This window comes from Streptomyces sp. NPDC054956, from assembly GCF_053609185.1.
On sequence record NZ_JBSGXB010000387.1, the window covers coordinates 1 to 6,237 of the forward strand.

The 6,237-nt window shown below is 69.6% G+C and carries 3 protein-coding genes; 1 reads left to right on the plus strand and 2 read right to left on the minus strand.

Translation table 11 applies throughout. The annotated features are described in order from the left end of the window. Window positions 1-23: 23 nt before the first annotated feature. Window positions 24-1,424 (minus strand): sulfatase family protein, encoded by a 1,401-nt coding sequence (locus ACWGDE_RS34755; RefSeq protein ID WP_453393049.1) that lies wholly within the window; start codon window positions 1,422-1,424, stop codon window positions 24-26. A gap of 151 nt (window positions 1,425-1,575) precedes the next feature. Continuing rightward, window positions 1,576-2,535, minus strand: coding sequence for a LysR family transcriptional regulator (locus ACWGDE_RS34760; RefSeq protein WP_453393050.1), 960 nt, complete (start codon window positions 2,533-2,535; stop codon window positions 1,576-1,578). A 171-nt stretch (window positions 2,536-2,706) separates the two neighbouring features. Between ACWGDE_RS34760 and ACWGDE_RS34765 the strand changes: the two genes are divergently transcribed. Beyond that, entirely contained in the window at window positions 2,707-6,189 is a 3,483-nt protein-coding gene (locus tag ACWGDE_RS34765; protein ID WP_453393051.1) for a M28 family peptidase, read from the plus strand. The last annotated feature ends 48 nt before the right edge of the window (window positions 6,190-6,237 follow it).

Genomic DNA, 6,237 nt, shown 5'->3' on the forward strand with positions numbered 1-6,237 from the left:
GAGCCCGGCCGCAGGCACCCGGTCTAGTTGATCCGGTCGGCGGCGAGCTGGGCGGCCAGGGCCGGGATGCCCAGGTTCGTCTCCTGCGCGGGTGTCGCCTGGTAGAGCTTGTTGGTGAGCTGGTACGGGTCGCCCGCGAGGTCGTAGTACTCCCGGAACTTGACCTGTCCGGTGCCGGACACCGTGCCGTTGGTGTCGGTGTGGAGCGCGTAGTACTCCACGTACTGCTTCTCCTTGGAGACGTAGGACGACCAGGTGTCGTGACCGCCCGTGCCGGTGCCCTGCTTCCACCATTCGACGAGCAGGTGGTCCCGGCTGTACGGGGTCAGCAGCGAGGTGCCGTCCTGCGGGGTGTCGGGGGTGATGCCGGCGGCGTCGAGGATGGTGGGCGCGATGTCGATGTTGGCGACGATGCGGTGGTCGACCGTGCCGGCGCCGAGTCCGCCGGCGGGCCAGGAGAGGTAGAACGGCACTTCGTGGGCCGGGCTGTAGGGCACCGACTTGGCCGTCCACCCGTGGTCGGCCCAGCCGAAGCCGTTGTCGCCGATGTAGATGACGAGGGTGTTGTCGAGCTGGCCGAGGGCCGTCAGCTTGTCCTTGAAGGCCTGGACGGCGTCGTCCACGGAGAGCAGGGTCCGCAGCTGTTCGGCGCGGATCTGCCGGCCGTCGGCCAGGGTGCCCGTGGCGTTCTGGATGTAGGCCGGCTTGTCGCTCCGGTCGGCCTCGGGGACGGAGGGCCGTCCGTTCCAGTCGGGGACGGCGGTGCCCGCGTACTTGGGCTCGGGCGTGCGGGGTCCGTGCGAGGCGTACGGGGTGACGTACGCGAACCAGGGGCGGGTGTCGGTGGCCGCCTCGTCCAGGAAGTTCAGCGTCCGGTTCTTGATGATGTTCGTGGTGTAGCCGTTGAGCGTCTGGACGGTCCCGTTGACGTTCCACTTGGCGTCGACGTAGGCCGGCTGGAGCAGCGCGAATTCATCGAAATGCGGCGGCGCGTCCGCGATATTCCAGGAATTGAGGTATTTCCCGAAGAGCCCGGTGCGATATCCGGCCTGTTTCAGATAACGCTGGACGGTGGTGTGCTGGTCGAGCGCCGCCGCGGACGCATTGTTCCGGACACCGTGGTTGTGGGCGTAGCGGCCGGAGAAGACCGAGGACCGCGACGGGGCGCACAGCGGTGTGGTGACGTGGCCGTGGGTGAACTTCACGCCCTGGCCGGCGATCCAGGCGATGGTCTTCTGGATGGCCCAGTCGGTGTGCTTGGGCTGGTCATCCGTGACGATCAGCAGGATGTTCGGGCGGGTGGCGGCCGCCGCGGGGGCCGCCCCCACCACCTGGCCGATCGCGGGAACGGTGGCCGCCGCCGCCGCGGCCGTGCCGGCGAGGAACCCTCTCCGGCTGAACCGCTTGCGGGCACTCTTACTCATGGGTATTTCCTCCTGCGCTCCGAAGGGGCACCTTTACCTCACGAATGGTGTGGCGGCCACTGCCATGCGGAGAGCGTAAAGGGAGCCGAATACCCGTTCAATGTACGGAGTGTGAAATGAGCCGAGGGGGCGGCGGAGCGGCGGGCGCAGGTCAGTCCAGGGCCGGGTGGGCTTCCGGATGCTCGTCCCACCAGGCCCGGTGGAAGGGGTTGTTGTCCACGTTGGCCAGATACGCGCGGGCCGCCGAACGGTAGAAGAGCTCCGCCTGCCGGGCCGAGACGGTCGAGCGGTTCCAGGCGAGGCGGATCCGCCCCATGATGGGGGCGCCGATCAGGGGGCGGATCACCGTGCCCGCCACGGCCGGCGCCGTGGGCTGGCACAGGGAGACGGCGCGGCCGGCGGAGATCAGGTCGTACTGCATCATGCGGTCGGTGATCCGGTAGCGCAGCGAGGGGACGAAGCCCGCTTTGGCGCAGGCCTCGATGAGCGCCTCGGGGCCGCCGTCGTCGTCCTCGATCAGCGTCATCCACGTGTCGTCGGCGAGGTCCGCGAGGTCCAGGGCCTCGAGCCGGGCCAGCGGGTGGCGTGCGGACATCCGGATGCAGAACGGCTCCTTGGGGACCAGGGTCCGGGCCAGCACTCCCCCGGGCAGCGGCACCTCGTGGTCGTTGACCTCGCCGTAGACGATGACGTCGTAGCGGCCCGCGCCGAGCATCCGCACCAGGGCCGTCACCGAGTCCTCCAGGTCCACGGTGATCTCCCGCCCGGACAGGACCAGGTCCTGCTGCGCGATCAGACCGTCGACCAGGACGAGCAGGATGCAGCCCAGGCGCAGCGGGGCGCCCGCCGTGCGGGCCCTCGTCTCGGCGCCCAGGGCGTCCATCTCGCTGAGCACCCGGCGGGCCTTGGCGAGGACGAACTGGCCCAGGGGGGTGGGCTCGACACCGCGCCGGCCCCGGACGAAGAGGTCGCCCCCGGTGACCCGCTCGATCCTGCGCAGCTGGGCGGAGAGCGCCGGCTGCGAGACCCCCAGCCTCCTGGCCGCTCCCCCCAGACTGCCCGTTTCCGCTATCTGGCAGACGGCTTGCAGATGCCTCAACTCCAGCTGCATTCCAGCAGCTTACGCAGCGTCATGCGACGGCACCATAACGCCGGTCTTATGCGCGCAGGGATGTCCCGATCTCGTCATGGACACGCCCATACTCGGCCGCGAACAGCGAGATTCTCATCCCTTTCTCACCCCCCACACGATCGGAGTGGACTCTTGCAGCCCACCAGATGGATGGCCGCCGCCGCGGCCATGGTGCTGACCGCGGGCCTCGCCGGCACGCTGGCCGGCACGGCCGCCGCCGCACAGACGGCGGACCCCGCACCCGGCCAGAGCAGGTCCGAGCGCGCGATCGCCGCGGCCGACGCCGCCGTGCGCAGCGGACTCGACACCCTGGTCAACTCCACGCAGGAGCAGTACGACCGGCACCAGGTCACCCCCTGGGTGCAGGACCTGTACTCGGTCGCCTACGAGCGCACCTACCGCGGCCTGCCGGTCGTCGGCGGCGACGCGGTCGTCCTCGCCGACGGCGAAGGGCGCGTGCGCTCCGTCCAGTCGGCCTCCTCGACGGTGATCGACGTGGCCACCACCCCGTCGGTGAGCGCCAAGGCCGCCGAGGCCACCTCGCGGGGCGAGCAGGTCAAGACCGACCAGGTGCAGAGCAGCCGGCTCGTCGTCAAGCTCAAGGACGACAAGCCGGTCCTCGCCTGGGAGACCGTCCTGATCGGCCGGACCGCGAAGGCGCCCAGCAAGCTCCACGTGTTCGTGGACGCCCGCACCGGCAAGGTCGTCGACCGCTTCGACGAGGTGGTCGCCGGCAGCGGCAACAGCAAGTGGAACGGCCCGAACCCGCTGACGATCGACACCACCGCGTCCGGGTCCACGTACACCCTGCGCGACCCGAACCGCACCGGCCTGAGCTGCGCCGACTACAGCTCCGGCACCGTCTTCTCGAAGTCCACGGACTCCTGGGGCACCGGCAACCCCACCTCCAAGGAGACCGGCTGTACGGACCTGATGTTCGCCGCCCAGAAGCAGTGGGACATGCTGGGCCAGTGGCTCGGCCGCAACGGCGTCAACGGCAGCGGCCGCAGCTTCCCGGCGAAGGTCGGCCTCGGTGACGTGAACGCGTACTGGGACGGCAGCTCGGTGAGCATCGGGCACAACAACGCCAACGAGTGGATCGCCAGCATCGACGTGGTGGCCCACGAGTACGGCCACGCCATCGACTCCAACACCCCCGGCGGCACCAGCGGCCAGGAGGCCGGGCTCGGCGAGGGCACCGGCGACATCTTCGGCGCGCTGACCGAAGCCTTCGCCAACGAGCCGTCCCCGTACGACACTCCCGACTACCTCGTCGGCGAGACGATCAACCTCGTGGGCACCGGTCCGATCCGCAACATGTACAACCCGTCGGCCGTGGACAACGACCCGTCCTGCTACAGCTCCGCGATACCCGGCACCGAGGTGCACGCCGCGGCCGGCCCGCTGAACCACTGGTTCTACCTGCTCGCCGAGGGCACCAACCCCGGCGGCGGCAAGCCCAACAGCAGCACCTGCAACTCGACCACGCTGACCGGCGTGGGCGTGCAGAACGCGGGCAAGATCTTCTACGGCGGCATGCTGCTGAAGACCTCCAGCATGTCCTACAAGAAGTACCGGACGGCGACGCTGAGTTCCGCCAAGTCGCTGGACGCCACCTGCAACCTGTTCAACAAGACCAAGGCCGCCTGGGACGCCATCACCGTGCCCGCGCAGACCGCCGACCCGACCTGCACCCCGACCGGCCAGGACGACTTCTCGCTCGCGCTGAACCCGTCCGCGGGCACCGTCCAGCAGGGCGCCTCGGCGACCACGACCGTGGCCACCGCGATCTCCACGGGCGCGGCCCAGCAGGTGACACTCACCGCGTCCGGCCTGCCGGCCGGGGTCACCGCCTCCTTCAACCCGGCCACCGTGCAGGCCGGACAGTCCTCGACGCTGACCCTGAGCGCCTCGTCCAGCGCGGCTCCCGGGTCCTCGACCGTCGTCGTCAAGGGTCAGGGCACCACCCTCTCCCACACCGTCGACTACGCGCTGACCGTCAGCAGCACCACGCCCACCCCCACCGCGCCGAACATCGACGTGGCCGCGGTCCAGGCGCACCTGACCCAGCTGAACACGATCGCTTCCCAGAACGGCGGCAACCGCCGTGCGGGCAGCGCCGGTTACACGCAGTCGGTGGCGTACATCAAGGGCAAGCTGCAGGCCGCCGGTTACACGGTCACCGAGCAGAACTGCACCTCTTGCACCTACCCGTCGAACAACCTGATCGCCGACTGGCCGGGCGGTCCCGCCGACCAGACGATCATGTTCGGCTCGCACCTCGACAGCGTCTCGGCCGGTCCGGGCATCAACGACAACGGCTCGGGCTCCGCGACCCTGCTGGAGAACGCGCTCGTCCTCGCCCAGAAGAACCCGACGATGACCAAGCACGTGCGCTTCGCCTGGTGGACCGACGAGGAGCAGGGCCTCAACGGCTCGAAGTTCTACGTCAACCAGCTCACCAGCACCCAGAAGGCGGCCATCAAGGCCTACTACAACTTCGACATGGTCGGCTCGCCCAACGGCGGCTACTTCATCAACAACGTCAACTCCACCGCCGCCGCGCCGCTCAAGGCGTACTGGACCTCGCTGAACCTCGCTCCCGAGGAGAACACCGAGGGCCAGGGCCGCAGTGACGACTACTCCTTCCAGCAGGGCGGCATCGCCACCTCCGGCTACGCGGCCGGCGCCAGCGCCCGCAAGACCACGGCTCAGGCCACCAAGTGGGGCGGCACCGCGAACGCGGCGTACGACGCCTGCTACCACAGCTCCTGCGACACCACGAGCAACATCAACGCGACGGTCCTGGACCGCAGCGCCGACGGTGTCGCCTACACGATCTGGAACCAGGCCGTCGGCGGAACCACGCCCGGCCCGGACTTCTCGATCAGCGCCTCCCCGGCCTCCGGCAGCGCGAACCAGGGCGCGAGCACCACGTCCACCATCAACACCGCCACCGTCAGCGGCGCCGCCCAGACCGTCGCCCTCTCGGTGACCGGTGCCCCGGCCGGCACGACCGCCACCCTCAGCCCCACCTCCGTCCAGTCCGGCAGCTCCTCGACGCTCACCGTGCAGGTCGGCGCGAGCACCGCTCCCGGTACCTACACGCTGACCGTCACCGGCACGGGCTCGGTCAGCCACACCACCACCTACACCCTGACCGTCGTGGGCACCGGCTCCTGCACCCCGCGCCAGCTCATCACCAACGGCGGCTTCGAGAGCGGCACCAGCCCGTGGACGGCCACCGCGGGCGTCATCACCAACCAGGCCGGCCAGACCCCGCACGGGGGCTCGTACAAGGCCTGGCTCGACGGCTACGGCTCGACCCACACGGACAGCGCCTCGCAGTCCGTGACCATCCCGGCCGGCTGCGCCTCGTACCAGCTCGGCTTCTACCTGCACATCGACACCGACGAGACCGAGAACACCGTGTACGACACGTTCACGGTCTCGGTGGGCGGCCAGACGCTGGAGACCCTCTCCAACGTGAACGCGGCTTCCGGCTACACGCTCAAGACGTACAACGTCTCGCAGTTCGCCGGCCAGACGGTCACCCTGAAGTTCCAGGGCGTGGAGGACCCGTCCCTCCAGACCTCCTTCGTCGTGGACGACGTCACCCTCCAGGTGAGCTGACGCCCCGGCACCCTGAGCACCACCTGAGCACTGTCTGAGCACCACCCG

Bases quoted from the DNA above. Each gene is read 5' to 3' on its own strand.
- ACWGDE_RS34755 (WP_453393049.1), bottom strand. From the start codon at position 1,424: ATGAGTAAGAGTGCCCGCAAGCGGTTCAGCCGGAGAGGGTTCCTCGCC.
- ACWGDE_RS34760 (WP_453393050.1), bottom strand. From the start codon at position 2,535: ATGCAGCTGGAGTTGAGGCATCTGCAAGCCGTCTGCCAGATAGCGGAA.
- ACWGDE_RS34765 (WP_453393051.1), top strand. From the start codon at position 2,707: ATGGCCGCCGCCGCGGCCATGGTGCTGACCGCGGGCCTCGCCGGCACG.